This is a genomic window from Alicycliphilus denitrificans K601 (genome assembly GCF_000204645.1).
Lineage (GTDB): Bacteria > Pseudomonadota > Gammaproteobacteria > Burkholderiales > Burkholderiaceae_C > Alicycliphilus > Alicycliphilus denitrificans.
On sequence record NC_015422.1, the window covers coordinates 1,215,536 to 1,241,942 of the forward strand.

Consider the following 26,407-nt stretch of genomic DNA (forward strand, 5'->3'; position numbering starts at 1 on the left):
ATGAGCCTGAGCGGACGCTACGTCATCGCCGGCATCGGCCACACGGCCTTCGGCAAGCTGCCCGGACAGGACACCGTGTCCATGAACGTGGAGGCCTGCCGCCACGCGCTGGCCGACGCGGGCGTGGAAAAGTCGGTGGTCGATGCCGTCTTCGTGAAGGTGCCGACCTCGGCGCACCAATTCATGTACGGCCAGAAGGTGGCCGAGGCGCTGGGCATCACTCCGCGCATGGGCGGCTGCTGGGACCAGGGCGGCGCGGCCAATGTCACCCTGCTGTCCTTCGCCATCATGGCGATCGAGGCCGGGCAGTGCGACGTGGCCCTGGTGTGCTATGCGGACAATCCCCGCACCGGCAACCGGGCGGTGTACGGCCGCCCGCGCGGCGACGACGCGGCCTACGGCTGGTTCTCCACCGCTGCCGGCTACGGCATGATCCACCGCCGCCACATGGTCGAATACGGCACTCGGCCCGAGGATTTCGCCGCGGTGGCCATCGCCAGCCGCAAGCACGGTGCTGGCAACCCGAACGCGCAGCTGCGCAAGCCCCTGGACCTGGAGCAGTACATGGCGTCGCCCTGGGTGGTGGACCCGCTGCGCAAGGATGACTGTGCGCTGGTCTCCGACGGCGGCGCGGCCCTGGTGGTCATGAGCGCCAAGCGCGCCAAGGAGCTGGGGGTGGCGCAGCCTGTGCCGGTGCTGGGCTTCGGCCACGGCCAGACCTCGTTCGAGCTGCCGCAGCGCGCCACGCTGACCTCCACCGAGGCGGCGCGCGCAGCGCACACCGCCTTCCAGATGGCGGGCGCCAAGCCGCAGGACGTGGACGTGGCGCAGTTATATGACTGCTTCACGGTGACGGTGCTGATGACGCTGGAGGATTACGGCTTTTGCCGCAAGGGCGAGGTTGGCGCCTTCGTGCGTGACGGCGCCATCGAGCACGGCGGCCGGCTGCCGGTGAACACCAGCGGCGGCCTGCTGTCGGAAACCGGCATGCCCGGCCTGCAATTGATCATGGAAGGCGTGCGCCAGATGCGCGGCACGGCCCGCCTGCAGGTGCCGGGCGCGAAGCTGTGCGTGGTGAGCAACCAGGGCGGGACCATGCACACGCATGGCACGCTCCTGCTGGGGAATTGAGATGGAGATGCCCAAGCCCGAACCGACTGATCTGACCCGTCCCTACTGGGACGCGCTGCACGAAGGCCACCTGGTGTTCCAGCGATGCAGCTGCGGCAATGCCTGGCTGCCCGCGCGCACCCACTGCCCCGACTGTCTCAAGCCCGAGCCGCGCTGGGAGCGCGCCAGCGGCAGGGGCCGGATCGTCAGCTGGGTCGTTTACCACACGGCCTACCACCCGGCCTTTGCGGACAAGCTGCCGTACAACGTCACCCTGGTGCAACTGGCCGAGGGGCCTCGGCTGCTGACGAACATCGTGGATCCGAACGAGGCGTTGGCCGCGGACGCGCCTGTCGTCCTGAAGATCGAGTGGGAGGGTGACACCGCGCTGGCGCGGTTCCGCCTGGACCACATCCCTGCCTGAACCTAGAGCACACCATGCGCGAAGCCGTCTTCGTCTCCACCGCCCGCACGCCCTTGACCAAGGCGCACCGTGGCGAGTTCAATATCACCCCGGGCCCCACCCTGGCGGCGTTCGCGGTGCGCGCGGCGGTCGAGCGCGCCGGTATCGACCCGGGCCTGATCGAGGATGTGGTCATGGGCTGCGGTAACCCCGAGGGGCGCATGGCGCGCAACATCGGCCGCCAGGCGGCCATCCGCGCGGGCCTGCCGTTGTCGGTGGCCGGCACTACGGTGAGCCGCTTCTGCGCCTCCGGCCTGCAGGCCATCTCCGAGGCGGCCGGCCGCATCGTGATGGACGGCGAGGCCGCCCTGGCGGCTGGCGGCGTGGAGAGCATCTCCGGCCTCAAGCCGCCCGCACCCGGGGCAGAGGGCGGCTCTGACCCCTGGATCGTCGAGCACAAGCCCGACCTGTACATGGCCATGATCGACACCGCCGATGTGGTGGCGCAGCGCTATGGCATCAGCCGCGAGGCCCAGGACCGCTTCTCGCTCCAGAGCCAGTTGCGCACCGAGCAGGCGCAGGCGGCGGGCCGGTACCGTGACGAGATCATCCCAGTGACCACGCAGATGGCGGTGATCGACAAGGCCACTGGCGCGGTGAGCCAACGCGAGGTCACGGTCGACAGGGACACCTGCAACCGGGCTGGCACCACCTATGAGGCACTGGCCGCGCTGGAGCCGGTCAAGGGCCCGGGCAAGTTCATCACCGCCGGCAACGCCTCGCAGCTGTCTGATGGCGCCGCTGCCTGCGTGATGATGGAAGGCAAGGCGGCCGAACGCGCCAATCTTCAGCCCCTGGGTGCTTTCCGCGGCTTCACGGTGGCCGGCTGTGAGCCGGACGAGATGGGCATCGGCCCTGTGTTTGCCGTCCCCAAGCTGCTGGCGCGCCATGGCCTGAAAGTTGAGGACATCGGCCTGTGGGAGCTCAATGAGGCTTTCGCCTCGCAGGTGATCTACTGCCGGGACCGACTCGGCATCCCCGACGAGTTGCTCAATGTCAACGGCGGCTCCATCGCTATCGGCCATCCTTTCGGCATGACGGGCGCGCGCCTGGCCGGCCATGTACTGTTGGAAGGCCGCCGCCGCCGCACCAAGTATGCGGTTGTCACCATGTGCATTGCCGGCGGCATGGGGGCGGCCGGCCTGTTCGAGATTTTCTGAAGCGATGGAGTCCGGGATGCGTCTGCTCAAGCGGCTGAAGTTTGCGTGGGGCCTGGCCTGCCTGGGGCTGGCCTGTGTGGCTCCCGGTGTGCAGGCACAGGATGCCTGGCCTACCAAGACCGTCCGCATCGTGGTGCCCTTCCCGGCGGGAGGAGCTTCCACCGACGGCATGGCGCGTGCGTTCGCGCAGGAACTGGCCAAGGAACTCAAGAACCCGGTGATCGTCGAGAACCGTCCGGGCGGCGGAACGTCGGTGGCGACTCTGGCTGTCAAGGCACAGCCCGCGGACGGACACACGTTGCTGTTCCAGGCCGATGGCTTGTTCAACGCCAAGCTGGCCACGCCCGAGCTTGCCTATGAGGCGTCGGAGTTCGACATCATCTCGCCGCTGGCGCAGACGAACTATGCCCTCATCGTGCCGGCTAGCCGCGGCTGGAAACGGCTGGAGGACCTCCAGGGCCTGACGCGAGAACTGGACCTGGGCACGCTGGGCATCGGTGTGAGCTCCTATTCCATGCTGGCCGCCCGGATGGCGGCGCACCTTCGCATCAAGCACCGCATGGTGCCGTACAAGGGCGGTGTCGAGGGCGTGACGGCAGTCATCACCGGCGAGATCGACGGTTACTTCGCCACCGTTGGCCTGACCCAGACGGTCAAGGACAACCCCAAGGTCAAGGTGCTGGCCTACACCGGTGCGCCCGGGCGCAACACCTTCATGCCCGGGGTGAAGACCTTCCATGAGCTTGGCATGGCTGACATGGTGTTCAACAGCTACTACGGCTTGGCCGTGCGGGCGGACACGCCCGCGCGAATCAAAGGCTTGTTGTCGGCCACGGCGCGCAAGGTCGTCGACTCCGAGGCCATGAAGGCGGCGCGCCAGCGCCTGCACCTGGAGGACTACGTGGGCAGCACCGAGGACTACCGGCGCGACGTGGCCCGCATGTTTAAGCAGTACGAGGCGGAGTTCGCCGAAGGCGCCAAGGCCGGCAAGTGAGGGCCGCCTGGCCCCTGCACCCTACTATTCTGATCGTGAGGAAGCAATGAAAGCACTGGTCCCCGTGAAGCGGGTGGTGGACTACAACGTGAAGGTCCGTGTGAAGTCGGACAACACTGGCGTGGACATCGCCAACGTGAAGATGAGCATGAACCCGTTCGACGAGATCGCGGTCGAGGAAGCGGTTCGCCTGAAGGAAAAGGGTGCGGTCAGCGAGGTGATCGCAGTGTCGTGCGGCGTGGCTGCGTGCCAGGAGACGCTGCGCACGGCGATGGCCATTGGCGCGGATCGCGCCATCCTGGTCGAGACCGATGCCGAACTGCAGCCCCTGGCCGTGGCCAAGCTGCTCAAGGCGCTGGTGGACAAGGAGCAGCCGGGCCTGGTGATTCTGGGCAAGCAGGCGATCGACGACGACTGCAGCCAGACCGGCCAGATGCTCGCCGCGCTGGCGGACCTGCCGCAGGCCACGTTTGCCTCCAAGATGGAAGTGGCCGGTGACAAGGCCACGGTAACCCGCGAGGTCGACGGCGGCCTGGAAACCCTTTCGCTGGGCCTGCCGGCGGTGGTGACGACGGACCTGCGGCTGAACGAGCCGCGCTACGTGACGTTGCCCAACATCATGAAGGCCAAGAAGAAGCCGCTGGAGACGCTCAAGCCCGAGGATCTGGGCGTGGATGCGGCCCCGCGGATCAAGACCCTGAAGGTCAGCGAGCCGTCCAAGCGCGGCGCGGGCATCAAGGTGCCGGACGTGGCCACGCTGGTGGACAAGCTGAAGAACGAAGCCAAGGTGATCTGAGGAGCCCGAACAACATGACTGCACTCGTCATCGCAGAACACGACAACACCTCCATCAAGGGCGCGACCCTCAACGCCGTCACCGCTGCCGCTGCCTGCGGAGGGGACGTCCACATGCTGGTGGCCGGCCACAATGCCGGCGCCGCAGCCGCCGCTGCGGCCCAGATCGCAGGCGTGTCCAAGGTGATCCATGCCGACGGCGACAGCCAGGCACACGGCTTGGCGGAGAGCCTGGCGGCCCAGGTGCTGGCCATCGCTTCGGGCTACAGCCACATCCTGTTCCCGGCCACCGCCAGCGGCAAGAACGCCGCGCCGCGCGTGGCGGCCAAGCTGGACGTGGCGCAGTTCAGCGACATCACCAAGGTCGTCTCCGCGGACACCTTCGAGCGCCCGATCTACGCGGGCAACGTCATTGCCACGGTGCAAAGCGCCGATGCCACGAAGGTGATCACGGTGCGCACGACCGGCTTCGACGCTGCCGCGGCCACCGGTGGCTCGGCCGCCGTGGAGAACGTGGCTGCCGTGCCTGCCTCGTCCAGGAGCCAGTTCGTCGGCAGTGAGATCGCCAAGAGCGACCGGCCCGAGCTGACAGCCGCCAAGATCATCGTTTCGGGCGGGCGCGCGCTGGGCTCAGCGGAGAAGTTCAACGAGGTGATGAACCCGCTGGCCGACAAGCTGGGGGCGGCGATCGGCGCGAGCCGGGCGGCGGTGGACGCGGGCTACGCGCCCAACGACCTGCAGGTGGGGCAGACGGGCAAGATCGTGGCGCCGCAGCTATATGTTGCGGCGGGCATCTCCGGGGCGATCCAGCACCTGGCGGGCATGAAAGACTCCAAAGTGATCGTGGCGATCAACAAGGACTCCGAGGTGCCGATCTTCAGCGTGGCCGACTACGGCCTGGAGGCCGACCTGTTCACCGCCGTGCCGGAGTTGGTGCGGGCGCTCTGAAGCGTTGCGTGGTTTCGATGAAAGGGGGGGCCGGCTGGCGCCCTTTTTCATTGAGGGCAAGTTCCGCAGGGGAGGGGCTGTGCGCCGCGTGGGCGCTGGGGAGGAGCCCCAGATGTGGCGTCGTTCGGGCGAGGCCAGTCCCGGATGCACGTTGCCCGAATGGGTCGAGCGCCAGATACCCGAGGGTGTAGGGGACGTGGACGCCGGGCGATCGTCGCAGGCGTACGCCAGCCGCGGAATCCGCTGCGTCGCAGGTCGGCGTCAACTGCACCACGAGCGCAGCGAGCCGAATGTCAGCCCGCGGGTCTCACTCTACGCGAGCCAGCTGTTTCAAATGCGAGGCGCCGTCCCCGAACTGCTGGTCCAGCACATGCACGCGGCGCAGGTAGTGGCCCACCGTGTATTCCTCGGTCATCCCGATGCCCCCGTGCAGCTGGATCGCTGACTGGCACACGGTGCGCGCGTTGCGCCCGACCAGGAACTTGGCGCGGTGCAGGTCGGCGCGGGTCTGCGCCTTGGCAAAACCGCCATCCCGCACCGCCACTGCGGCGGCGATGGACATGCTGCGCGCAGTCTCCAGGGCCACCAGCATTTCGGCGATCCGGTGCCGCAGGGCCTGGTTCTCGCCAATCGCCCGGCCGAATTGCTGGCGCGTCTTCACGTAGTCTACGGTCAGTCGTAGGGCCGCTTCCATCGCGCCTACCATCTCCGCGCAGGCTGCGGCGATGCCGGCGGCGTTCGCTGCCTCCATGGCCTCGTGAGCCTGTGCGCTGCCCGGCGTGCACAGCGCGGTCGCCTCGGCGCCTTCCAAGTGGACATCGGCCGCCGGCGTGCCGTCGATCAGGCGATAGGGACGCAGGCGCACGCCCGGCGCATGCCGGGCCACTAGGAACAGGCAGGCGTCGCCGCCCGCACCGTCGCCAGTGCGTGCCGACACTACCAGCCAATCGGCCGACGCCGCATAGGGCATGTGCTTGTGAACGCCCTCCAGGCGCCATCCACTGCCCTGTGCTTGGGCCCGTACGCCGGACGCAGCCGGTACGAAACCGTGCGGGCAGGTTACCTGCAGGGCACCTGCCGCCAGAGGCGGCAGCAGCTCGCGCTGAACCTCAGCGTCGCTGCAGGCCTGCAGCGCAGTCGCCCCCAGCACGCTGGTGGACAGGAAGGGCACAGGGGCAAGGGCCTGGCCCAGCTCGTGGAACAAGGGCAGGAGGTCGGTGGCCTGGAAGTCCAGGCCGTCGAAGGCCTCGGGTACCTGCAGGCCGGCCAGGCCCAGGCCGGCCATCTCCTTCCAGGCCTGTGCGGCGTAGGCCGTCTCGTCACCCACCATGGCCTGGCGGTGTGTGGGGGTGTAATGGTCCGCGAGCACCCGGGCCAGGCTGTCGCGGACGGTTTTCAGTTCGTCGCTGGTTTCAAAATTCATGGCGGTTCTCAGGCCAGGACTGTGCGGGCCAGGATGTCCTTCTGGATCTCGGAGGTGCCCCCGTAGATGCTCAGGGCGCGGGAGAAGAGGTAGCGTTGCACCAGGTGCGGGCCATGCTCGGCCGATTCAGGCTGCTCCAGTCCGTCCTCCCCGGCCAGCTTGGCCAGCAGCATGTGCAGCTCCTGCTGGATCTCGGTGCCCTTGAGCTTCAGCACCGAGGCGAATGCCGGCAGGGCCACCTGCTCGGAGGGAGTCAGCAGGAAGCGCGCGTTGGTGAGCTCCAGTGCGCGGATCTCGGCGTCGAACACCGCGAACTCCCGCTGGAGCACCGGGTCCTGCGCCAGCGCGCCAGCGTGCGCCATCTCGCGTGCCAGCTCCAGCCGCTCCTGGCACAGTCCCACGTTGGCGATGCCGGTGCGCTCGTTGGCCAGCAGGAACTTGGCGCATTCCCAGCCCTGGTTCTCCTCGCCTACCAGTTGGGAGGCCGGCACCTTCACTTCCTCGAAAAACACTTCGTTCACGTGGTTGGTGCCGTCGATCGAACGGATCGGCCGCACGGTAATCCCCGGCGACTTCAGGTCGATCAGCAGGAAGGAAATACCAGCCTGCTTGCGCGCTTGCGGATCGGTGCGCACCAGGGCGAAGATCCAGTCGGCCCACTGCGCAGTGGATGTCCAGGTTTTCTGCCCGTTGACGATGTAGAAATCCCCCTCGCGGCGAGCGCTGGTGCGCAGGGCCGCCAGGTCCGAACCGGCGCCCGGCTCGGAGAAGCCTTGGCAGAACCATAGGTCCAGGTTCGCCAGCTTGGGCAGGAAATGTTCGCGCTGCCGCGACGTGCCGAACTTCATCAGAACCGGCCCCAGCATGTTCATATTGAAGATCTGTGGCAACGGGGCTGGAGCGCGATAGAGCTCGTCCAGCAGGATCAGCCGCTCGGCTTGGCTCAAGGCAGCGCCACCGTATTCCTTCGGCCAGTGCGGCGCCGACCAGCCGCGCTCGGCCAGGATGCGCTGCCAGGTGATGGTGTCTTCCCGGTTCGGAAGGTGGCCTTGACGAAGGCGTTCGCGAATGGATGAGGGTAGCCGGGCGGCGATGAAGGCGCGGACCTCCTCGCGGAAGGTCTGCTGTTCGAGGGTGAAGGCTATGTCCATAGTCATAATCTGTTCCATATAAAGGAACAAGTTCCATTTTAATACATTTGGGCCAATCCGACTATCTACTGAAATGGTTACGCCGCTATCAGGGGAAAGCTACTTGACGATGTGGTCTGTCCCCTGAAAAATATGGTCTTGTACCGTGTGATGCAACAAGTTCCATTTTTATCAAAACGGGGACTGTCGGCCCCGCTTCCACCCAAGAGGAGATCCTTTTATGAAATCACTCATCAGGCTGCTGCTGCTGCTCGTCACCGCCGTGACCTGTGGCTTCGCCAGCGCTCAGCCCGTCACGAAGATCGTTGTGCCGTTCGCGGCTGGCGGCGGCACCGACGTGTACGTGCGTCTGCTGGCTTCGGAGATCACCAAGGCTGGTGTGCCGGTCATCGTCGAGAACAAACCAGGCGCTTCCGGCAACATCGCTGCTGACTACGTGGCCAAGTCTCGTCCGGATGGGCATACGGTGTTCGTAGGCACGAACAGCACGATGGCCAACAACACGGTTCTTTTCGAGAAACTGCCATACGATCCATTGAAGGACTTCGTGCCGGTCTCGCACATCGGCTACCAGCCAATGATCATCGTGGCCCGTACCGACCTTCCATACGGCACGCTACAGGAGATGGTGGCCTACGCCAAAGCCAACCCTGGCAAGATCAACCGCGGTTCACCGGGCGCAGGCATCATCAGCAATCTCGCACCACTGATGTTCGAGCGCCAGGCCGGTATCCGCACCACGCACGTTCCGTTCAATGGAGACGCCCCGGGGCTGCAGGCGCTCCTGAGCGGCAGCATCGACATTCATGGCACTTCGATAACGGCGTCGCTGCCGCACGTGCAATCCGGCAAAATTCGCGTGCTCGGCGTGATGGATCACAAGCGCATGTCCCAGGTGCCGAACGCACCCACATTCAAAGAAGCTGGTTACGACCTGGAGGCCTATGCCTGGTATGCGCTGGTTGCTCCCGCCGGGACTCCGCGCGAAGCAGTCGAGCGCCTGAACAAGGCTGTTAACGACGTGTTGGTACGCGAGGACTTTGTCGCCAAGGCACAGGCCATGGGCATGGAACCCCGCGGTGGTTCGCCTGATGACCTTGGCAAGTACATCCGCAAGGAGTATGACCGGTGGGTTCCACTGCTCAAGAAACTGGAGCTGACCAAGAGCACGTATTGAACGTGGCGGACGTGTATGCGCAGCGGTTGCGTTTCCGTGCTTGGAACGGGGCCGGCCGTGGATGCAGAACTCCGGTCGTCACGGGGCAGGCGGTGCGCAGCCCTTGAGAAACCGTGCTGTTCCATGGTGGGCTGTCGACATAAATTCGACGGGCGCAGTCAGGAGTGAGACTGCTCCTGCCTCGTCCGACTTGGCCTTCAAAGGGTGCCGCCGGCCCCGTTGTTGCTTGTGCGGCGGCGCGAACGTCGTGAAAAAAAGATGGGCGTTGCCGTGAGGTTCAGCGCATATCGAGCCAAGTATTCGGGAACGGGGCCGGTGAACGATCCGTACCCGCAACGGCTACGGCAGGCCGTCGTAGACGTATACGTCGGGCATTTTCCCGTGCACGCTTGCGAGGTGTAGAGGGCAGATCGAAGACCCCGATAGCCATCCCTCAATGGCTACGGAGCATCCACGAAATTGGCGGTGGGTCAGGGATTCGAACCCTGGAAGGGGTGACCCCCTTGCTAGTTTTCAAGACTAGTGCCTTCAACCGCTCGGCCAACCCACCGCTTCCGTGATGCGCTAGATGCGCGTTAAACGGCGCCTGTATCGGCGCTGTAATAAACACGCTGGCAAATATGCTTCTATCCGTTTACGCACCGCCTGAACGCCAGTCAGTCTTCGAGACTGCTGATTTAAACCACTCACCCGAGCTTCCAGGCAAGTCCGCCATTCTAAGCGGCCCTGAACGGGTCTTGTCAGGCTATGGGGGCTTCAGGCCTCCAGCAGCAGGGCCGCAATCACATTGCGCCCTTCGCCGGCCAGGATGTTGTAGGTGCGGCAGGCGGCCAGCGTGTCCATGGTTTCCAGACCTATGCGCCGCGCCATCAGCGGCTGCAGCCAGGCCGGAGGAGGGAAGCGGTTGCGCGTGCCACTGCCGAAGATCACGACCTCGGCGTCCAGTTCGGCCAACTGGGCGAAATGCGCGGGCGCCAGGTCCTCGAAGCGGCTGCAGTCCCAGGCGATGCGCTGGCCGCGCGCGCCCACGATGATGCTGTGCTCGATCCGGTCTGCATCCACATTGATCCAGCCCGGTCCGTAGGCGGTGATGGTCTGTACGTCGAAACGGTCTGGCTGGAATTTCATGGGTGCCGTGCAATGGGGGCCGCGCGGCCCTGGGAGCTGGGCGGCGGCCCCAGCCTGCGAGTAGGGATCTGTGGTCAAATTATAGGTTTCCCCTCTTTTCCACACCCAGGCCTGCGCAATGAAGCCGATCCACAAGTCCGCCAAGCTCAACAACGTTCTCTACGATGTCCGGGGCCCGATCGTGGATGCGGCCAAGCAGATGGAGGACGAGGGCCAGAAGATCATCAAGCTGAACATCGGCAACATGGCGCCGTTCGGGTTCGATGCGCCTGAAGAGATCCAGCAGGACATGATCCGCAACCTGCCCAACTCGGCGGGCTATTCGGACAGCAAGGGCATCTTCGCCGCGCGCAAGGCGGTGATGCACTACACGCAGCAGCTCGGCATCGCGGGCGTGACGCTCGACGACATCTACCTGGGCAACGGCGCGAGCGAGCTGATCGTGATGGCGACCAACGCGCTGCTCGACGACGGCGACGAGCTGCTCGTGCCCATGCCCGACTATCCACTGTGGACGGCGGCGACCTCGCTCTCGGGCGGCACGCCGGTGCACTACCGCTGCGACGAGGACGCGGGCTGGCTGCCCGACCTGGATGACATGCGCGCCAAGATCACGCCGCGCACGCGCGGCATCGTGGTCATCAACCCGAACAACCCGACCGGCGTGCTCTACCCCGACTCGCTGCTCAGAGGCATCATCGGGATCGCGCGCGAGCACAACCTGGTGCTGATGGTGGACGAGGTGTACGACAAGGTGCTGTACGACGGCGTGAAGTTCACCTCGATGGCGAGCCTGTCCACCGACGTGCTTACGCTGACGTTCAACTCGCTGTCCAAGGCCTACCGCTCCTGCGGCTACCGCGCGGGCTGGATGGTGGTCTCCGGCCCCAAGGCCGACGCCCGCGACTACATCGAGGGGCTGAACATGCTGGCCAACCTCAAGCTCGGCTCCAACGTGCCGGGCCAGTGGGCGATCCAGACGGCGCTGGGCGGCTACCAGAGCATCAACGACCTGGTCAGGGAAGGCGGGCGCCTGCGCCGCCAGCGCGACCTGGCCTACGAGCTCATCACCGCGATTCCCGGTGTCGCCTGCGTCAAGCCGCAGGCGGCGCTGTACATGTTCCCGCGCCTGGACCCGGCGATGTACCCCATCGCCGACGACCGCCAGTTCTTCATGGAGGTGCTGCGCGCCACGCGCGTGATGCTGGTGCAGGGCTCGGGCTTCAACTACCCGGACAACCAGCATTTCCGCATCGTGTTCCTGCCGCACGAGGACGACCTGCGCGAGGCCGTCAGCCGGCTGGCGGGCTTCCTGGCCGCCTATCGGCAGCGTCACGCGAAGGCGGCATGAGACTCTGTTTTTGATAGCTTATAGCGCTTGAATGGAAAGCGCTACAGCCCTTTTTGACTGGTAACCTCGATATGAAACCCATCCAAGTTGGCCTGCTCGGCATCGGCACCGTGGGCAGCGGCGTGTTCAACGTGCTGCAACGCAACCAGGAGGAGATCCACCGCCGCGCGGGTCGCGGCATCGAGATCGCCATGGTTGCCGACCTGGACGCCGAGCGCGCACGCTCCATCGTGGGCGACAAGGCCCGCGTGGTGGGCGATGCGCGCGAAGTGATCGCTAACCCCGAGATCGACATCGTCGTCGAGCTCATCGGTGGCTACGGCATCGCCAAGCAGCTGGTGCTGGAGGCCGTTGCCGCCGGCAAGCATGTGGTGACCGCCAACAAGGCCCTGCTGGCCGTGCATGGCACCGAGATCTTCAAGGCCGCGGCCGAGAAGGGCGTGGTGGTGGCTTACGAGGCGGCGGTGGCCGGCGGCATTCCCATCATCAAGGCGCTGCGCGAGGGGCTGGCGGCCAACCAGATCCAGTGGGTGGCCGGCATCATCAACGGCACGACCAACTTCATCCTGTCCGAGATGCGCGACAAGGGCCTGGACTTCGACGTGGTGCTGAAGGAAGCCCAGCGCCTGGGCTACGCCGAGGCCGACCCCACCTTCGACATCGAGGGCGTGGACGCCGCGCACAAGGCCACCATCATGAGCGCCATCGCCTTCGGCATTCCGGTGCAGTTCGACAAGGCCTACGTGGAGGGCATCACCAAGCTGGCGGCCACTGACATCCGCTATGCCGAGCAACTCGGCTACCGCATCAAGCTGCTGGGCATCACCAAGCGCATGGACAAGGGCGTGGAGCTGCGCGTGCATCCCAGCCTGGTGCCGGCCAAGCGCCTGATCGCCAACGTCGAGGGCGCGATGAACGCCGTGGTAGTGCACGGCGACGCCGTGGGCACCACGCTGTACTACGGCAAGGGTGCGGGCAGCGAGCCCACGGCCAGCGCCGTGATCGCCGACCTGGTGGATATCACCCGGCTGATTGAGGCCGACCCCACGCACCGCGTGCCGCCGCTGGCCTTCCAGAGCCACACGCTGCGCGAAGCTGGCCAGGACTTGCCCGTGCTGCCCATGGCCGAGGTGGTCACCAGCTACTACCTGCGCATCCGCGTGGCGGACGAGGCCGGCGTGCTCGCCAGGATTACCGGCATCCTGGCCGGCGGCGGCATCAGCATCGACGCCGTGCTGCAGCGCGAGGCCGACGAGGTGGGCGGCGAGGGCTCCACGCAGACCGACCTGATCATCCTCACGCACGACACGCGCGAGGGCGACATGGACGCGGTGCTCGCGCAGATCCAGGGGCTGCCCACGGTGCTGGCGCCGATCACGCGCATCCGCAAGGAAGAGCTGAACTAATCTGGCTACAATTCTGGCTAGATGGTCCAGAAAGGAGCCTGCCGTGAACGCCGTCTGGCAAGTCCAGGAAGCCAAGAACCGCTTCAGCGAAGTCATCGAACGGGCTCTGCGCGAAGGACCGCAGACCGTCACGCGCCACGGCAAGCCGGTGGTGCGCGTGGTGGCGGTGGCGGGCGAGACGCATGAGCCGCATGCCGACGACGGCTTTGTCGAGTTCCTGCTGAATGCGCCCAAGATCGAGGGCGGATTGCCCGAGATGCCGCGCGACGTCAGCGCGGGCCGCGCGCCCTTGTTCGGCGAGGAATGAAGCGCATGCGCTGGCTGCTCGATACCTGCACCCTGTCCGAGACCATCTGCCCGCAGCCCCATCCCGGTGTGGTGGACTGGCTGCGGCGCCACGGCGACGATGCGGCGGTGGCGGCGGCTTCGTTCGGCGAGATCCGCTACGGCATCGCCTGCCTGCCCCCCAGCGCCAAGCGCAACCAGCTGCAGGCCTGGGCGAACGCCCTGGCGCAGCAGTTCGATGGCCGCATCCTCGATACCGACGAGGTCGTGTGGCAGCAGTTCGGCGAGCTCAAGGCTTCGCTGCGCGCCATGGGTCGCATGCAGGATGCGCTGGACATCGTCATCGCTGCCACTGCGCTGCGGCATGGGCTGGCCCTGGTCACCCGCAACACCCGCCATTTCGAAGACACGGGCATCCGGCTCGTCAACCCCTGGGCCGATGCGCCCGGGGCATGAGAAGCAAGACATGAACTACCTCTCCACCCGTGGCGACGCCACCCCCCGCAAGTTCTGCGACATCCTGCTCGAAGGCCTGGCGCCCGACGGCGGCCTGTACCTGCCCGAGCGCTATCCCCAGGTCAGCGACGCCCAGCTCACCGAGCTGCGCGGGGCTTATCGCAGCCAGGGCTATGCGGAACTCGCCTTCCGCATCCTCTCGCTCTATATCGACGACATCCCGCCCGCCGACCTCAAGCGCCTGTGCGAGAAGACGTACATGGCCGAGGTCTTCGGCACGCGCGAGATCGTGCCGCTGCGCCACCTGGAAGAGGGCCTGTGGATCGAGGCCCTGTCCAACGGCCCCACGCTGGCCTTCAAGGACATGGCCATGCAGCTGCTGGGCAACCTGTTCGAGTACGAGCTGGCCCGCCGCGGCGAGCAGCTCAACATCCTGGGGGCCACCAGCGGCGACACCGGCAGCGCGGCCGAGTACGCTATGCGCGGCAAGCGGGGCGTGCGCGTGTTCATGACCAGCCCGCACGGGCGCATGAGCCCCTTCCAGCAGGCGCAGATGTTCAGCCTGCAGGACGCGAACATCCACAACCTCGCCATCGAGGGCGTGTTCGACGACTGCCAGGACATCGTCAAGGCGGTGAGCAGCGACCACGCGTTCAAGGCCAGGTACAAGATCGGCACCGTCAACTCGATCAACTGGGCGCGGCTGCTCGCGCAGGTGGTCTACTACTTCGCGGGCTACTTCCAGGCCACGCAGACCAACGCGCAGAAGGTCAGCTTCACCGTGCCCAGCGGCAACTTCGGCAACATCTGCGCCGGCCATGTGGCGCGCCAGATGGGCCTGCCCATCGACCGACTGGTCGTCGCCACGAACGAGAACGATGTGCTCGACGAGTTCTTCCGCACCGGCGCGTACCGCGTGCGCGGCGCGGCCGACACGCACGAGACCAGCAGCCCCAGCATGGACATCAGCAAGGCCAGCAACTTCGAGCGCTTCGTGTTCGACCTGGTCGGCCGCGACGGTGCACGCACGCGCCAGCTGTTCGCCGAAGGCGTGGCCCGGCAGGGCTTCTTCGACCTGGGGACGGACCCGGTGTTCCAGGACGCCCGAGCCAAGTACGGCTTCGAGAGCGGCAAGAGCACGCACGCCGACCGCCTGGCGACGATCCGCGATACCTACGAGCGCTTCGGCCAGATCATCGATACCCACACAGCCGACGGCGTGAAAGTGGCGCGCGAGCGGCGCGGCGACCCCGCCGTGCCCATGATCGTGCTGGAGACGGCCCTGCCCATCAAGTTCGCCGAAACCATCCAGGAGGCCCTGGGCCGCGCGCCCGAGCGCCCGGCGAAGTTCGAGGGCATAGAGCAGCTGCCCAAGCGCGTGCAGGTGCTGCCGGCCGACGCCGAGCGGGTCAAGGCCTACATCGCAGCCCATTGCGATTGATGGCCAGAATGGCCTTCAGCTCTTGCCAGGCAAGCGCTGGAAGCTATCAAAAATGATTAGAAGGAGTGGCGCGATGAAGGTGGTTGGCTTTGCCGGCTATTCGGGCAGCGGCAAAACCACGCTGGTGGAGCAGCTGATTCCCGAGCTGCGCCTGCACGGCCTGCGCGTGTCGGTGGTCAAGCATGCGCACCACAAGTTCGACATCGACCATGTGGGCAAGGACAGCTGGCGCCACCGCGAGGCCGGAGCCTACGAGGTGGCCGTGGCCTCCGATCGCCGCATGGCGCTGATGCGAGAATTCGAGCGGGCGCACGCGCCCAGCGTGCACGAGCTGTTGGCCGAGCTGGATCCGCGCGCCGACTGGGTGCTGGTGGAAGGCTTCAAGGACAGCGACCTGCCCAAGGTCGAGATCTGGCGCGCGCCCTCGCCCGAATACCATGAGCGCCCCGCGCTCTACCCGCACGACCCCTGCATCGTCGCCGTGGCCACCGACGCATCCGCGCTGCCCGCGCCCACGGCGCTGCCGGTGCTGGATGTGCGCAACCCCCACGCCGTGGCGCAGTGGCTGCTGGCGCAGGGCGCGCGCTTTGACTATGTGCCCCAACGGGTGGAGGTTTGCGAATGACAACCCAGGCGAAATCCCAGGCGCGCGCGCCCCTCAAGCCCCTCGACGAAGCCCTGGCCGATCTGCTGGCCCAGGCCGCGCCGCTGTCGGGTACCGATACCGTCAGTACTTTCGACGCCGACGGCCGCGTGCTCGCCCAACCGGCCATTTCGCCGCTGCAGGTGCCGCCGCAGGACAACAGCTCCATGGACGGCTACGCCGTGCGCCGCGCCGACGTCACGGCAGCGGGTGTGGAGCTGCCCGTAGCCCAGCGCATCGCCGCGGGCGGCTGTGGCACGCCGCTCGCGGCCGGCACGGCCGCGCGCATTTTCACGGGCGCGCCCGTGCCCGAGGGGGCCGACGCCATCGTCATGCAGGAAGACTGCGAGGCCCTGGACGGGGGCGCGCGCGTGCGCGTGAACGCCGTGCCCGCAGCCGGGCAGTGGATACGCCGCGCGGGCGAGGATATCGCCCTGGGCGCCCAGGTGCTGGCCGCCGGCACGCGCCTGACCCCCGCAGAGCTGGGCCTGGCCGCCAGCATCGGACTGGCCAGCCTGCAGGTGGCACGCAGGCCGCGCGTGGCGCTCTTTTCCACGGGCGACGAACTCGTCATGCCTGGCGAAGTGCCGCCCGCGCAGATGAAGCCTGGCGCCATCTACAACAGCAACCGCTTCTTCCTGCGTGCCATGCTGCTGCGCCTGGGCTGCGAGGTGAGCGACCTGGGCATAGTGCCCGACCGGCGCGAGGCCACCGTGGCCGCGCTGCGCGAGGCCGCGCAGGGGAACGACCTGATCCTGACCAGCGGCGGCGTCTCCGTGGGCGAGGAAGACCACATCAAGCCCGCCGTGGAGAGCCTGGGCCGGCTCGACCTGTGGCAGATCGCCATGAAACCGGGCAAGCCCTTCGCCTACGGCCGCATCGGCGGCGCGCACTTCATGGGCCTGCCGGGCAACCCGGTGTCCAGCTTCGTCACCTTCGGCCTGCTGGTGCGGCCCTTCCTGCTGCGCCTGCAGGGCGTGCGCGATGTTGCTCCCAAGGCAATAGCTGCAAGCGCCGGATTCGACTGGCCCAGGGCCGACAAGCGCCGTGAATTCCTGCGCGTGCGCCATGCGGCAGACGGCACGCTGGAGCTGTTTGCCAACCAGAGCTCGGGCGTGCTCACCTCGGCCGCCTGGGCCGACGGCGTGGTGGACAACCCCGCGGGCCAGACGATCGCGCGCGGCAACCGCGTGCGCTTTCTGCCGTTCGTGGAGTTGCTGTCATGACCCTCAAGACCATCCAGGTGCGGTATTTCGCCTCCATCCGCGAGGCCGTGGGCACCGGCCACGAGACGCTGCAGACCGGCGCCGACACCCTGGGCGCGCTGCGCGATGAACTCATCGCGCGCGGCGAACCCTGGGCCGGCTGCCTCGCACGCGGGCGCGCCGTGCGAATGGCCCTGAACCAGGTCATGGCACAGGACACCACGCCGCTGGCGCCGGGTGCAGAGGCTGCGTTCTTCCCGCCCGTCACAGGCGGTTGAGCGCGGCCTCCTGCGCTGCTGCGAGCGCCGCGAGGCGCCGTGCGAGCCCGGTGCTCGCGTGCTCCATGGGCGCACGCAGGCTGGCGCCCATCTCTCCCTGCTGTGCGAGCAGCGCCTTGATGGGCGCGGGGTTTGGCTCGGTGAAGCAGGCTTGCACCACCGGCAGCAGGGCCTGCCACAGCGCGCGGGCGCGCGGCAGGTCGCCGGTGGCCACGCAGCGCATGAGCTCGGCGAAGCGGGCAGGCTGCCAGTGCGCGCTGGCGGCAATGGCGCCGCTGCCGCCCAGCGCGAGCGTGGAGAGGATCTGCGCATCCTCGCCCGCCAGCACCTGCAGCCGGCCGCCGGAGATCAGTGCCTGGGTCTTGGCCGCATCGCCGCCACAGTCCTTGATGGCTCGGATGCGTGGATGCTCCGCCAGTGCTTGCAGCGTGGCCAGCTCCAGCGTGGCGCCCGTGCGATAGGGAATGTCGTAAATGATCAGCGGGTGCATGCTTGCGTCGGCGATGGTGCGGAACCACTGCAGCAGGCCGGCCTGCGAGGGACGGATGTAGTGCGGCGCAGGCACGAGCAGGCCCGCGAGGGGGCGCGTGTTCCAGCCGCGCACGCGTTCGAGCACATGGCCCAGGTGGTAGCCCGACAAGCCCATGACTACAGGCAGCCCAGGCGCTGCGGCGAGTACGGCATCAAGCGCGGCGTCCTGCTCGGCTGTGTCGAGGGCGGCGGCTTCGCCCGTGGAGCCGCACGCGACCACGCCGGCAATACCGCCGGAGCGCAGCCGTTGCACCAGGGCGCGCAGCGCCGCGTGGTCGATGGCGCCGTCGCCATCGAATGGCGTGACGAGGGGAATCCACAGGCCGGAGAACCCGGCGGAGGGGTGGGGGGAAGACATGGGTTTTCGTCCTTTCAAGGGCAAGCGACCGGGAAATGAATCGGCCGGCGTGCGCGCGGGGCCTCGGGGCTCGATGAAAAGGAAAACGGGTGGGAATCGTGCCTGTCGGTTCCGTCGCTCATCCGGACGGAACCGCAGCTCCGGTCAGATGAGCTGGGGTTTTTGGGCTTTGCCCACGCACGGCAGGGCCGCCATGGGGGCGGCTCGGCGGACGGGGGCAAGGCGTGAAGGCATCGCCGCAGTATAGCGAGGCAGGGGAAGGAATCAGGCTAGCGCCGGACTGCGCCAGTCCAGCAACTCGGCCAGGCGCAGCGTGATCCAGCGCGCCTCCTGCGGGCTCACGCACGCGCCGGGCGCGGCCAGGCCCGCGTGGATGCCCAGCAGCACGCCTTCCTCCGAGCGCGCGCCGCCGTGGTAGAGCTGCTGCGCCTGCTCCACCAGGTGGCAGGCCAGGTCCTCGCACAGCTCGTAGCGCGCGCGCACCTCGTCCGCCGGCGCCAGCAGGCGCTGCCGCGCGTCGCTGTACAGCGCGATGAAGGAAGAGGGGACCAGGATCTGGTTGTCGCCGTCGTGCATGGCCTGCATTGTCCGGCAATGGGGGCAAAACAAAGGCGCCGTTCCTGGCGGAGGCGGCGCCTTCTGCCTTGGAGAAGGGCTATCAGGGCTGCTTGTCCCCGGCCTTGGGCGCGTCGTTGCGCGTGAACAGCCACACGAAGAATCCCAGCATGCACAGCATGAAGCCGATGCCGACGGCGCTGAACAGGCCTACGTCGGTCGTGAAGAGTTGCTTGAGCAGTTGCATGGCGCATTTCCTCCGTTGTTGACTGTTGCTGCCATTGCAGCGCAGCCCGGCGAGGGCTACTTTGAGACAAGTCAAAAATCGGGGTATACCCTAGTACTGTCGTCAAGTACCTTCAATCGGGCACGAACAGGCGCTCGAAGCGCTGCTGGTCGACCTCCAGCTCGAAGGTCACGAGCTGGCCCATCTTGCCGTCGGCCCGGCGGTGGGCGGCGAACAGGCTGCACCGGCCCGCCAGCCCGAAGCTCGGCAGGTCGATCAGCGCATAGGGCTGGGGCACGAAGGTCTGGAACTCGAACACCACGTGGTGCGTGTTGCGCGGCGATGGGTAGAGCGTGTAGTCGGCGGTGGTGATGGTCTGCAGGGCCATGGCGGGCGGGGCGTTAAAGTGCCGGGCAATGCCGCCATTTTGCAATGCCTGACCCCATGACCCGCGTTTCCATCCAGACCCAGGATTTCGATGTCTCCGCCGAGCTGGCGGCGTTGCGCGCCCGGGACGCGCGCGTGGGCGCCGTGTGCTGCTTCGTGGGCACGGTGCGCGACCGCAACGACGGCGACGCCGTCGCCACGATGGAGCTGGAGCACTACCCCGGCATGACGGAGCAGTCCATCGAGGCCATGATCGACGAGGCCTTCGCGCGCTTCGACCTGTACGGCGTGCGCGTGATCCACCGCGTGGGGCTGCTGGCCCCGCTCGACCAGATCGTGCTCGTGGCCGTGACCTCGGCGCACCGCGGCGAGAGCTTCCAGGCCTGCGAGTTCCTCATGGACTACCTCAAGACCCAGGCGCCGTTCTGGAAGAAGGAAGCCACGCCGCAGGGCGCGCGCTGGGTCGATGCGCGCGTGAGCGACGACGCGGCGCTGGCGCGCTGGGGCATCGCCGCGCCGCCTCAGGCAGGCTGAATTTATCGCGCCATGGCTTGAAATCAGGGCGCCGCAGCCTTAGCTAGCGACAAGTTGGAGGTCTTACATGCGTCTTGACAAACTCACCACGAAATTCCAGGAAGCCCTGTCCGATGCCCAGTCGCTCGCGCTGGGCCATGACAACGCCTATATCGAGCCCGTGCACCTGCTGGCCGCCATGCTGCGCCAGGAGGACGGCCCGCGCGCGCTGCTGGAGCGCGCCGGCGCCAACGTGCCCGGCCTGCTGAAGGCGTCCGAGGCCGCCATCAAGCGCCTGCCACAGGTGCAGGGCCATGACCAGGTGCAGGCCAGCCCCGAGCTGGGCCGCGTGCTGCAGGCTACCGAGAAGGAGGCCATCCAGCGCGGCGACCAGTTCATCGCAAGCGAGCTGTTCCTGCTGGCCCTCGTGGACAGCAAGGGCGAGGCAGCGCAGATCGCCAAGGACAACGGCCTCACGCGCAAGAGCCTGGAAGCCGCCATCGACGCCGTGCGCGGCGGCCAGAAGGTGGACAGCGCCGAGGCCGAGGGCCAGCGCGAGGCCCTGAAGAAATACACCCTGGACCTGACCGAGCGCGCGCGCCAGGGCAAGCTCGACCCCGTGATCGGGCGCGACGACGAGATCCGCCGCGCCATCCAGGTGCTGCAGCGGCGCAGCAAGAACAACCCCGTGCTGATCGGCGAGCCCGGCGTGGGCAAGACCGCCATCGTGGAGGGCCTGGCCCAGCGCATCGTCGCGGGCGAGGTGCCCGAGACGCTCAAGAACAAGCGCGTGCTGGTGCTGGACATGGCGGGCCTGCTGGCCGGCGCCAAGTACCGCGGCGAGTTCGAGGAGCGCCTGAAGTCCGTGCTCAAGGAAGTGGCGCAGGACGAGGGCCGCATCATCCTGTTCATCGACGAGATCCACACCATGGTCGGCGCCGGCAAGGCCGAGGGCGCGATCGACGCGGGCAATATGCTCAAGCCCGCCCTCGCGCGCGGCGAGCTGCACTGCATCGGCGCGACCACGCTGGACGAATACCGCAAGTACATCGAGAAGGACGCGGCGCTGGAACGGCGCTTCCAGAAAGTGCTGGTCGAGGAGCCCTCGGTGGAGGACACCATCGCCATCCTGCGCGGCCTGCAGGTGCGCTACGAGGCGCACCATGGCGTGGACATCACCGACCCGGCCATCGTCGCCGCGGCGGAACTCTCCCACCGCTACATCACCGACCGCTTCCTGCCCGACAAGGCCATCGACCTGATCGACGAGGCGGCTGCGCGCATCAAGATCGAAATCGACTCCAAGCCCGAGGCGCTGGACAAGCTCGAACGCCGCATGATCCAGCTCAAGATCGAGCGCGAGGCGATGAAGAAGGAGACCGACGAGGCCTCGCAGAAGCGCCTGCAGCTCATCGAGGAAGAGCTGGCCAACGCCGAGCGCGAGTACGCCGACCTGGAAGAGGTCTGGAAGGCCGAGAAGGCCAGCGCCCAGGGCAGCGAGCAGATCCGCAAGGACATCGACGCGATCCGCATCCAGATCGAGGACCTGAAGCGCAAGGGCGACTACAACCGCGTGGCTGAGCTGCAGTACGGCAAGCTGCCCGAGCTGGAGAAGCGCCTGAAGGAGGCGCAGGACAGCGAGGCCGGCGGCGGCGCGCCCAGGCACCAGCTGCTGCGCACCCACGTGGGCGCGGAGGAGATCGCCGAGGTGGTGAGCCGCGCCACCGGCATCCCCGTGGCCAAGATGATGCAGGGCGAGAAGGACAAGCTGCTACACATGGAGGAAAAGCTGCACGAGCGCGTGGTGGGCCAGGACGAGGCGATCTCCGCCGTGGCCAACGCCATCCGCCGCTCGCGCTCGGGCCTGTCGGACCCCAACAGGCCGCTGGGCAGCTTCCTGTTCCTCGGCCCCACGGGCGTGGGCAAGACCGAGCTGTGCAAGGCGCTGGCGGGCTTCCTGTTCGACAGCGAAGAGCACATGGTGCGCATCGACATGAGCGAGTTTATGGAAAAGCATAGCGTTGCGCGCTTGATTGGTGCGCCTCCGGGCTATGTCGGCTATGAAGAGGGCGGCTATCTAACCGAGGCCGTGCGGCGCAAGCCCTATTCCGTGCTGCTGCTCGACGAGGTGGAGAAGGCCCATCCCGACGTGTTCAACGTGCTGCTGCAGGTGCTCGACGACGGGCGTCTGACCGACGGCCAGGGCCGCACCGTGGACTTCAAGAACACGGTGATCGTCATGACCAGCAACATCGGCTCGCCGCTGATCCAGGCCATGGTGGGGCAGGACGCCGAGGACATCAAGGAAGCGGTGTGGGGGGAACTCAAGAGCCATTTCCGACCCGAATTCCTGAACCGCATCGACGAGACGGTGGTGTTCCACGGCCTCGACGCGAAACACATCGAAGCCATTGCCCGCATTCAGTTGCGGCTGCTGGAGGCGCGGCTTGCGAAGATGGATCTCTCGCTGCAAGTGTCTCCGGCCGCCATGGGCGAGCTGGCCAAGGTGGGGTTCGATCCGGTGTTCGGTGCGCGGCCGCTCAAGAGGGCGATCCAGCAGCGTATCGAGAACCCGCTGTCCAGGCTGCTGCTCGAAGGGCGCTATCCGCCCAAGAGCGTGATTCCGGTGGACGTCGATCCTGTGAAGGATCCAGGGGTATTCCACTTTGGCGAGGCCCGCGCGGCGGGCTGAGCCCTACCATAGGGCATGCGCGGGCCCTGGCCCGCGCGCCCGGATGTCAGAAAGGGGCATGGTTTGAATGAAGTTGTGGCCGGTGTGATCCGGTGGGCGTTGCGTCTGGTGGTCTTTGCCATGGGCGTGGTTCTGTTCCTGAGCCTGGTGGTGGCCGCCGCAGTGTTGGCGCTGGTGTGGGGCCTGCGCGCCCTCTGGGCGCGGCTGACCGGCAGGTCGGCCATGCCGTGGACCATGCGCATGGACCCGCGCACCGGCTGGAGCACCGTCTACCGCAGCACGGCGCGCTGGACGGCGCAGGCCTCGTCCGAGCGCCGGCGCAGCGAGGCCGGCGGGGTGCACGACATCACGGACGTGGTGCCGCGCGAGATTCCCTGAAACCCGGTCGATGGGCTGCTGGCCGCTGGCCGCTGCCTGCTGCCTCTTGCCCTTCCATGTGCCGCCGCGCGGCCTGCCCAGGCAGGCCCGCGTGGCTTTCTTTTTTATGATGGGGTGCCATGACGCCTGACGACATCCGCAACCTCTTCGACCTGCAGCGCCAGGCCAGCAGGGCCCAGCCCGACGTGCCGCTGATGGTGCGGCGCGAGCGCCTGCTGCGCATGCGCAAACTGCTCGACGAGCATGGCCCGGCGCTCGCTGCCGCGGTGCAGGCCGACTTCGGCATGCGCTCGCCGCGCCTGACCGAGGTGGCCGACCTGTTCGTGCTGCGCTCCCAGCTCGCGCACACGCTGCGCCACCTCGCGCGCTGGTGCCGGCGCACCAGGGTGCGCACGCCCCTGTTCCTGCAGCCCGCGCGCGGGTGGATCGAGCGCCAGCCGCTGGGTGTGGTGGGTGTGATCTCGCCCTGGAACTACCCCGTGCAGCTGGCCCTGGCGCCCGCCATCGGCGCGCTGGCGGCGGGCAACCGCGTGATGCTCAAGCCCAGCGAACTCACGCCCCACACCTCGGCGCAGCTTGCGGCGCTGGTGTCGCAGTTCTTCGCCCCGGACGAGTTCTGCGTGGTGCAGGGCGACGCGGCCACCGCCGCGCTGGTGGCCTCGCTGCCGTTCGACCACCTGGTGTTCACGGGCTCCACCGCCGTGGGCCGCAGGGTGGCGCAGGCGGCGGCGGCCAACCTCACGCCCACCACGCTGGAGCTGGGCGGCAAGTCGCCCGCCATCATCGACGCGGACTGCGACATGGCGGACGCCGCACTCAAGATCGCCCACGGCAAGCTGCTCAACGCGGGCCAGACCTGCATCGCGCCGGACTACGTGATGCTGCCGCGTGGCAGCGAAGCCGCCTTTGCCGATGCGTTCCGCGCCGCGGTGGCGCGGCTGTTCCCGTACTTCGAGGGCAACCCGGACTACGCCTCCATCATCAGCCCGCGCCATCTTGCGCGGCTGCGCACCATGCTGCAGCAGGCCCAGACTCTGGGCGCCGAGGTGCATGCCATGGAGCCCGTGCCGGGCTCGCCCCCGCCGCCGCCCCAGGGCATCGGCGACGGCGTGGGCCGGCAGATGGCGCCGGTGCTAGTGTTCGGCGCCACGCCGGGCATGCAGCTCATGCAGGAGGAAATCTTCGGCCCCGTGCTGCCGGTGCTCAGCTACGAGCGGCTTGACGACGCCATCGCGCACATCAACGCCCGCCCGCGCCCGCTGGCGCTGTACTGGTTCGGCCGCAGCGAGGCGGTGCAGGGCGACGTGCTGCGCCGCACCGTGAGCGGCGGCGTGTCGGTGAACGACACGCTGATGCACATCGCGCACGACAACCTGCCCTTCGGCGGCGTGGGCGACAGCGGCTGGGGGGCGTACCACGCCGAGGCTGGCTTCCTGCGCTTTTGCCACCAGAAACCGGTGCTGGCGCAGTCGCGCTGGTCCCTGGGGCATCTGCTGTATCCGCCCTACGGCGCGCGCTTCGACAGGATCATGGCGCTGCTGCGGCGCCTGATGCAGGGCGGTTTGAACGGGCAGGGCTAAACCTGGGGGCTAGCGTGCCGTAAGGCATTTGCGCGAGAATGTTAGGTTTCTCGAAATTCACCCGTTTTCGTTTCCCATGTCCAGTATCCAGGTTCGTCCCGCCACTCTTCGCGATGCCAAAGCCATTGCTCAGGTCCATACCATTGCCGCGATGGAAGCTTACCGAGGTCTGCTGCCGGACGATCAATTGAAAGCCATGTCATCGGTCGAGAAGCGCCAAGCCTATTGGCGCGAGGCCATCGAGTATTGCGAGCCCCAGGTCCAGGTGGCCGTGGAGGGCGACAAGATCGTCGGCTTCGTCGGCTTCGACCGTTCGCGCGATGAAAAGACCCGCAACACCACGGGCGAGATCTGGGCCATCTACGCCGCTCCCTCGCACTGGAACAAAGGCGTGGGCCTTGCCCTGTGGGACGCCGCGCGCGACGGCCTGCACGAGGAAGGTTGCACCACCGTCACGGCCTGGGTGCCGCTGCGCAACGAGCGCGCCTTGCGCTTTCACGAAATGGCCGGTTTCAAGCGCGAGATGACCACCGCCAAGACCGCCGTGATCGGTGGCGTGAAGGTGGAAGAGGTGCGCCTCAAGCGCTCCATCAACTGAAACCCTTTCCCTGGCGGGCCTGGCGATGATCGAGTGGAGCGAGCGGGGCGAGGTGCGCCGCGCGCTCTGGCGCTCGGAAAGCGGCGCCGCGGCGCCGCGGCGCGTGCAGCCGGTGGACGACACTGTGGCGGCCGACATCGCCTACCGCCTGGCCTGCGAGGGCACGGCGCTGCTCTGGCGCGGCGACTTCCAGAACGCGCGCCAGCTGCTGCAGGCATTGATGCGCCGCGCCGACCGCAGGCCCGCGAAGGCCGCGGCCCGGGCGGCGCAGAAAATGGCCGAGGCCAGCCCGGCCGAGCGCTTCCACCTGCACCGCCAGGCGCAGGCGCAGCGCACGCGCACCCTTGGCGCGCTGCTCATCCCGGTCGAGGGTGACTACTCGATTGCGCTGCGCCGCGCGCCCGACTGGCGCACCGCCTGCACCGAGGCCTGGGGCCCGGCCAGCGGCGAGGCCAGCGCGGTCGCGCTGCGCGAGCTGCTGGGCGTCGTCGGTGCGCATGAATGGCGCAAGAAGGGGGTGGAAGTCCCCGCGCTGGGCGATCGCATCCACCCGCACTACGGCGTGTTCTCGCCGGTACGCGGCGAGTACATCGACCTCGTGGCGCAGGCGCCGCTGCCGGGCACCAGCTTGGCGTTCGACATCGGCACCGGCACCGGCGTGCTCGCGGCCGTGCTCGCGCGCCGGGGCGTGCGCCGCGTCGTCGCCACCGAGCTGGCGCCGCGCGCCCTGGCCTGCGCGCAGGACAACCTGCGGCGCCTGGGCCTGCAGGACCGGGTCGAGCTGCTGGCGGCCGACCTGTTCCCGCCCGGGCGCGCGCCGCTCGTGGTCTGCAACCCGCCCTGGCTGCCGGCGCGGCCGAGCTCGGCCATAGAGCAGGCCGTGTACGACGAGGGCAGCCGCATGCTCAAGGGCTTTCTGGCCGGGCTGCGTGAGCACCTGGAGCCCGGCGGCGAGGGCTGGCTGGTCCTGTCGGACCTGGCCGAGCATCTGGGCTTGCGCTCGCGTGAAGACCTGCTCGGCTGGATCGCAGCGGCCGGCCTGTGCGTGCTGGGGCGCCTGGACACGCGCCCGCGCCACGGCAAAGCCCAGGACGCCGGCGACCCCCTGCACGCCGCGCGCGCAGCCGAGGTCACCTCGCTGTGGCGGCTGGGCGCCACTGCGTAGTTTGCTATTC

At 67.6% G+C, this 26,407-nt stretch carries 28 protein-coding genes and 1 tRNA gene; 21 read left to right on the forward strand and 8 right to left on the reverse strand.

Annotated features, from left to right (window positions below; genetic code table 11):
- From ALIDE2_RS05805 to ALIDE2_RS05830, 6 genes are read left to right on the forward strand one after another with little or no spacing between them, the layout of a single operon-like run.
- The gene (locus tag ALIDE2_RS05805) at positions 1 to 1,131 is read left to right on the forward strand and encodes a thiolase family protein (protein ID WP_013520086.1); all 1,131 of its coding nucleotides are present in this window, start codon (positions 1 to 3) and stop codon (positions 1,129 to 1,131) included.
- Positions 1,132 to 1,138: 7 nt separating this feature from the next.
- Positions 1,139 to 1,534 carry a Zn-ribbon domain-containing OB-fold protein gene (locus ALIDE2_RS05810; RefSeq protein ID WP_238530106.1) on the forward strand — a complete coding sequence of 132 codons (396 nt, stop codon included), beginning with the start codon at positions 1,139 to 1,141 and terminating at the stop codon, positions 1,532 to 1,534.
- Between the two features lie 14 nt (positions 1,535 to 1,548).
- A complete protein-coding gene (locus ALIDE2_RS05815) occupies positions 1,549 to 2,733 on the forward strand; it encodes an acetyl-CoA C-acyltransferase (RefSeq protein WP_013721619.1) in 1,185 nt (394 codons plus the stop codon).
- 16 nt (positions 2,734 to 2,749) lie between these two features.
- The gene (locus tag ALIDE2_RS05820) at positions 2,750 to 3,727 is read left to right on the forward strand and encodes a Bug family tripartite tricarboxylate transporter substrate binding protein (protein ID WP_013520083.1); all 978 of its coding nucleotides are present in this window, start codon (positions 2,750 to 2,752) and stop codon (positions 3,725 to 3,727) included.
- 46 nt (positions 3,728 to 3,773) lie between these two features.
- The gene (locus tag ALIDE2_RS05825) at positions 3,774 to 4,523 is read left to right on the forward strand and encodes an electron transfer flavoprotein subunit beta/FixA family protein (protein ID WP_013721620.1); all 750 of its coding nucleotides are present in this window, start codon (positions 3,774 to 3,776) and stop codon (positions 4,521 to 4,523) included.
- A 14-nt stretch (positions 4,524 to 4,537) separates the two neighbouring features.
- Entirely contained in the window at positions 4,538 to 5,470 is a 933-nt protein-coding gene (locus tag ALIDE2_RS05830) for an electron transfer flavoprotein subunit alpha/FixB family protein (protein ID WP_013721621.1), read from the forward strand.
- A 307-nt stretch (positions 5,471 to 5,777) separates the two neighbouring features.
- Here ALIDE2_RS05830 and ALIDE2_RS05835 read toward each other — a convergent pair whose 3' ends face one another.
- Entirely contained in the window at positions 5,778 to 6,893 is a 1,116-nt protein-coding gene (locus tag ALIDE2_RS05835; protein ID WP_013721622.1) for an acyl-CoA dehydrogenase family protein, read from the reverse strand.
- A gap of 8 nt (positions 6,894 to 6,901) precedes the next feature.
- Positions 6,902 to 8,050 carry an acyl-CoA dehydrogenase family protein gene (locus ALIDE2_RS05840; RefSeq protein WP_013721623.1) on the reverse strand — a complete coding sequence of 383 codons (1,149 nt, stop codon included), beginning with the start codon at positions 8,048 to 8,050 and terminating at the stop codon, positions 6,902 to 6,904.
- 214 nt (positions 8,051 to 8,264) lie between these two features.
- On the opposite strand from ALIDE2_RS05840, the gene ALIDE2_RS05845 reads away from it, so the two are divergent.
- Positions 8,265 to 9,221 carry a Bug family tripartite tricarboxylate transporter substrate binding protein gene (locus ALIDE2_RS05845; protein WP_013520078.1) on the forward strand — a complete coding sequence of 319 codons (957 nt, stop codon included), beginning with the start codon at positions 8,265 to 8,267 and terminating at the stop codon, positions 9,219 to 9,221.
- A 460-nt stretch (positions 9,222 to 9,681) separates the two neighbouring features.
- On the opposite strand, the gene ALIDE2_RS05850 is transcribed toward ALIDE2_RS05845, so the two are convergent.
- Positions 9,682 to 9,771 (reverse strand) — tRNA-Ser (locus ALIDE2_RS05850).
- A gap of 206 nt (positions 9,772 to 9,977) precedes the next feature.
- On the reverse strand, positions 9,978 to 10,349 hold the full coding sequence (locus ALIDE2_RS05855) for an Mth938-like domain-containing protein (protein ID WP_013520077.1): 372 nt from the start codon (positions 10,347 to 10,349) through the stop codon (positions 9,978 to 9,980).
- A gap of 118 nt (positions 10,350 to 10,467) precedes the next feature.
- Here ALIDE2_RS05855 and ALIDE2_RS05860 point away from each other — a divergent pair, with 118 nt between their 5' ends.
- The 8 genes from ALIDE2_RS05860 (at position 10,468) to ALIDE2_RS05895 (ending at position 17,414) form a co-directional block, all read left to right on the forward strand.
- A complete protein-coding gene (locus ALIDE2_RS05860) occupies positions 10,468 to 11,700 on the forward strand; it encodes a pyridoxal phosphate-dependent aminotransferase (protein ID WP_013520076.1) in 1,233 nt (410 codons plus the stop codon).
- A gap of 71 nt (positions 11,701 to 11,771) precedes the next feature.
- Complete coding sequence (locus tag ALIDE2_RS05865) at positions 11,772 to 13,106, forward strand: homoserine dehydrogenase (protein WP_013520075.1); 1,335 nt, start codon at positions 11,772 to 11,774, stop codon at positions 13,104 to 13,106.
- 43 nt (positions 13,107 to 13,149) lie between these two features.
- Complete coding sequence (locus ALIDE2_RS05870) at positions 13,150 to 13,413, forward strand: type II toxin-antitoxin system Phd/YefM family antitoxin (RefSeq protein WP_013520074.1); 264 nt, start codon at positions 13,150 to 13,152, stop codon at positions 13,411 to 13,413.
- Between the two features lie 5 nt (positions 13,414 to 13,418).
- Positions 13,419 to 13,847, forward strand: coding sequence for a type II toxin-antitoxin system VapC family toxin (locus tag ALIDE2_RS05875; RefSeq protein WP_013520073.1), 429 nt, complete (start codon positions 13,419 to 13,421; stop codon positions 13,845 to 13,847).
- A 10-nt stretch (positions 13,848 to 13,857) separates the two neighbouring features.
- Positions 13,858 to 15,288 carry a threonine synthase gene (thrC, locus tag ALIDE2_RS05880; RefSeq protein ID WP_013721624.1) on the forward strand — a complete coding sequence of 477 codons (1,431 nt, stop codon included), beginning with the start codon at positions 13,858 to 13,860 and terminating at the stop codon, positions 15,286 to 15,288.
- Positions 15,289 to 15,340: 52 nt separating this feature from the next.
- Entirely contained in the window at positions 15,341 to 15,913 is a 573-nt protein-coding gene (gene mobB / locus ALIDE2_RS05885; protein WP_081462180.1) for a molybdopterin-guanine dinucleotide biosynthesis protein B, read from the forward strand.
- Entirely contained in the window at positions 15,910 to 17,157 is a 1,248-nt protein-coding gene (locus ALIDE2_RS05890) for a molybdopterin molybdotransferase MoeA (protein ID WP_013520070.1), read from the forward strand. The genes mobB and ALIDE2_RS05890 overlap by 4 nt, the downstream gene beginning before the upstream one ends.
- Positions 17,154 to 17,414 (forward strand): MoaD/ThiS family protein, encoded by a 261-nt coding sequence (locus tag ALIDE2_RS05895; protein ID WP_013520069.1) that lies wholly within the window; start codon positions 17,154 to 17,156, stop codon positions 17,412 to 17,414. The genes ALIDE2_RS05890 and ALIDE2_RS05895 overlap by 4 nt, the downstream gene beginning before the upstream one ends.
- Here ALIDE2_RS05895 and dapA read toward each other — a convergent pair.
- The 4 genes from dapA to ALIDE2_RS05910 form a co-directional block, all read right to left on the reverse strand.
- Complete coding sequence (gene dapA / locus ALIDE2_RS05900) at positions 17,401 to 18,303, reverse strand: 4-hydroxy-tetrahydrodipicolinate synthase (protein ID WP_013520068.1); 903 nt, start codon at positions 18,301 to 18,303, stop codon at positions 17,401 to 17,403. The genes ALIDE2_RS05895 and dapA overlap by 14 nt on opposite strands.
- A gap of 264 nt (positions 18,304 to 18,567) precedes the next feature.
- The gene (locus ALIDE2_RS05905) at positions 18,568 to 18,879 is read right to left on the reverse strand and encodes a hypothetical protein (RefSeq protein ID WP_041701291.1); all 312 of its coding nucleotides are present in this window, start codon (positions 18,877 to 18,879) and stop codon (positions 18,568 to 18,570) included.
- Between the two features lie 82 nt (positions 18,880 to 18,961).
- The gene (locus tag ALIDE2_RS24225) at positions 18,962 to 19,105 is read right to left on the reverse strand and encodes a DUF3149 domain-containing protein (protein ID WP_013520066.1); all 144 of its coding nucleotides are present in this window, start codon (positions 19,103 to 19,105) and stop codon (positions 18,962 to 18,964) included.
- A 112-nt stretch (positions 19,106 to 19,217) separates the two neighbouring features.
- Positions 19,218 to 19,472, reverse strand: a complete 255-nt coding sequence (locus tag ALIDE2_RS05910; RefSeq protein ID WP_013520065.1) for a hypothetical protein — start codon at positions 19,470 to 19,472, stop codon at positions 19,218 to 19,220.
- 56 nt (positions 19,473 to 19,528) lie between these two features.
- On the opposite strand from ALIDE2_RS05910, the gene moaE reads away from it, so the two are divergent.
- From moaE to ALIDE2_RS05940, 6 genes are all read left to right on the forward strand, one after another.
- Positions 19,529 to 20,005: a molybdopterin synthase catalytic subunit MoaE gene (gene moaE, locus ALIDE2_RS05915; RefSeq protein ID WP_013520064.1), complete on the forward strand. Its 477-nt coding sequence runs from the start codon at positions 19,529 to 19,531 to the stop codon at positions 20,003 to 20,005.
- A 67-nt stretch (positions 20,006 to 20,072) separates the two neighbouring features.
- Positions 20,073 to 22,676: an ATP-dependent chaperone ClpB gene (gene clpB, locus ALIDE2_RS05920; RefSeq protein ID WP_013520063.1), complete on the forward strand. Its 2,604-nt coding sequence runs from the start codon at positions 20,073 to 20,075 to the stop codon at positions 22,674 to 22,676.
- 63 nt (positions 22,677 to 22,739) lie between these two features.
- Complete coding sequence (locus tag ALIDE2_RS05925) at positions 22,740 to 23,054, forward strand: hypothetical protein (RefSeq protein WP_041700697.1); 315 nt, start codon at positions 22,740 to 22,742, stop codon at positions 23,052 to 23,054.
- A gap of 119 nt (positions 23,055 to 23,173) precedes the next feature.
- Positions 23,174 to 24,634 (forward strand): coniferyl aldehyde dehydrogenase, encoded by a 1,461-nt coding sequence (locus tag ALIDE2_RS05930; RefSeq protein ID WP_013520061.1) that lies wholly within the window; start codon positions 23,174 to 23,176, stop codon positions 24,632 to 24,634.
- Positions 24,635 to 24,710: 76 nt separating this feature from the next.
- A complete protein-coding gene (locus tag ALIDE2_RS05935; RefSeq protein ID WP_013520060.1) occupies positions 24,711 to 25,232 on the forward strand; it encodes a GNAT family N-acetyltransferase in 522 nt (173 codons plus the stop codon).
- A gap of 25 nt (positions 25,233 to 25,257) precedes the next feature.
- Positions 25,258 to 26,397 (forward strand): methyltransferase, encoded by a 1,140-nt coding sequence (locus ALIDE2_RS05940; RefSeq protein WP_013721626.1) that lies wholly within the window; start codon positions 25,258 to 25,260, stop codon positions 26,395 to 26,397.
- The last annotated feature ends 10 nt before the right edge of the window (positions 26,398 to 26,407 follow it).

What these genes read in the sequence shown, in the direction of transcription:
- ALIDE2_RS05875 (WP_013520073.1), top strand. Translation starts at nt 13,419, where the DNA reads ATGCGCTGGCTGCTCGATACCTGCACCCTGTCCGAGACCATCTGCCCG.
- ALIDE2_RS05940 (WP_013721626.1), top strand. Translation starts at nt 25,258, where the DNA reads ATGATCGAGTGGAGCGAGCGGGGCGAGGTGCGCCGCGCGCTCTGGCGC.
- ALIDE2_RS05860 (WP_013520076.1), top strand. Translation starts at nt 10,468, where the DNA reads ATGAAGCCGATCCACAAGTCCGCCAAGCTCAACAACGTTCTCTACGAT.
- ALIDE2_RS05930 (WP_013520061.1), top strand. Translation starts at nt 23,174, where the DNA reads ATGACGCCTGACGACATCCGCAACCTCTTCGACCTGCAGCGCCAGGCC.
- ALIDE2_RS05815 (WP_013721619.1), top strand. Translation starts at nt 1,549, where the DNA reads ATGCGCGAAGCCGTCTTCGTCTCCACCGCCCGCACGCCCTTGACCAAG.
- mobB (WP_081462180.1), top strand. Translation starts at nt 15,341, where the DNA reads ATGATTAGAAGGAGTGGCGCGATGAAGGTGGTTGGCTTTGCCGGCTAT.
- ALIDE2_RS05845 (WP_013520078.1), top strand. Translation starts at nt 8,265, where the DNA reads ATGAAATCACTCATCAGGCTGCTGCTGCTGCTCGTCACCGCCGTGACC.
- ALIDE2_RS05810 (WP_238530106.1), top strand. Translation starts at nt 1,139, where the DNA reads ATGCCCAAGCCCGAACCGACTGATCTGACCCGTCCCTACTGGGACGCG.
- ALIDE2_RS05820 (WP_013520083.1), top strand. Translation starts at nt 2,750, where the DNA reads ATGCGTCTGCTCAAGCGGCTGAAGTTTGCGTGGGGCCTGGCCTGCCTG.
- ALIDE2_RS05835 (WP_013721622.1), bottom strand. Translation starts at nt 6,893, where the DNA reads ATGAATTTTGAAACCAGCGACGAACTGAAAACCGTCCGCGACAGCCTG.
- moaE (WP_013520064.1), top strand. Translation starts at nt 19,529, where the DNA reads ATGACCCGCGTTTCCATCCAGACCCAGGATTTCGATGTCTCCGCCGAG.
- ALIDE2_RS05935 (WP_013520060.1), top strand. Translation starts at nt 24,711, where the DNA reads ATGTCCAGTATCCAGGTTCGTCCCGCCACTCTTCGCGATGCCAAAGCC.
- ALIDE2_RS05825 (WP_013721620.1), top strand. Translation starts at nt 3,774, where the DNA reads ATGAAAGCACTGGTCCCCGTGAAGCGGGTGGTGGACTACAACGTGAAG.
- dapA (WP_013520068.1), bottom strand. Translation starts at nt 18,303, where the DNA reads ATGTCTTCCCCCCACCCCTCCGCCGGGTTCTCCGGCCTGTGGATTCCC.
- ALIDE2_RS05805 (WP_013520086.1), top strand. Translation starts at nt 1, where the DNA reads ATGAGCCTGAGCGGACGCTACGTCATCGCCGGCATCGGCCACACGGCC.
- ALIDE2_RS05890 (WP_013520070.1), top strand. Translation starts at nt 15,910, where the DNA reads ATGACAACCCAGGCGAAATCCCAGGCGCGCGCGCCCCTCAAGCCCCTC.
- ALIDE2_RS05910 (WP_013520065.1), bottom strand. Translation starts at nt 19,472, where the DNA reads ATGGCCCTGCAGACCATCACCACCGCCGACTACACGCTCTACCCATCG.
- clpB (WP_013520063.1), top strand. Translation starts at nt 20,073, where the DNA reads ATGCGTCTTGACAAACTCACCACGAAATTCCAGGAAGCCCTGTCCGAT.
- ALIDE2_RS05865 (WP_013520075.1), top strand. Translation starts at nt 11,772, where the DNA reads ATGAAACCCATCCAAGTTGGCCTGCTCGGCATCGGCACCGTGGGCAGC.
- thrC (WP_013721624.1), top strand. Translation starts at nt 13,858, where the DNA reads ATGAACTACCTCTCCACCCGTGGCGACGCCACCCCCCGCAAGTTCTGC.
- ALIDE2_RS05895 (WP_013520069.1), top strand. Translation starts at nt 17,154, where the DNA reads ATGACCCTCAAGACCATCCAGGTGCGGTATTTCGCCTCCATCCGCGAG.
- ALIDE2_RS05840 (WP_013721623.1), bottom strand. Translation starts at nt 8,050, where the DNA reads ATGACTATGGACATAGCCTTCACCCTCGAACAGCAGACCTTCCGCGAG.
- ALIDE2_RS05855 (WP_013520077.1), bottom strand. Translation starts at nt 10,349, where the DNA reads ATGAAATTCCAGCCAGACCGTTTCGACGTACAGACCATCACCGCCTAC.
- ALIDE2_RS24225 (WP_013520066.1), bottom strand. Translation starts at nt 19,105, where the DNA reads ATGCAACTGCTCAAGCAACTCTTCACGACCGACGTAGGCCTGTTCAGC.
- ALIDE2_RS05830 (WP_013721621.1), top strand. Translation starts at nt 4,538, where the DNA reads ATGACTGCACTCGTCATCGCAGAACACGACAACACCTCCATCAAGGGC.
- ALIDE2_RS05905 (WP_041701291.1), bottom strand. Translation starts at nt 18,879, where the DNA reads ATGCACGACGGCGACAACCAGATCCTGGTCCCCTCTTCCTTCATCGCG.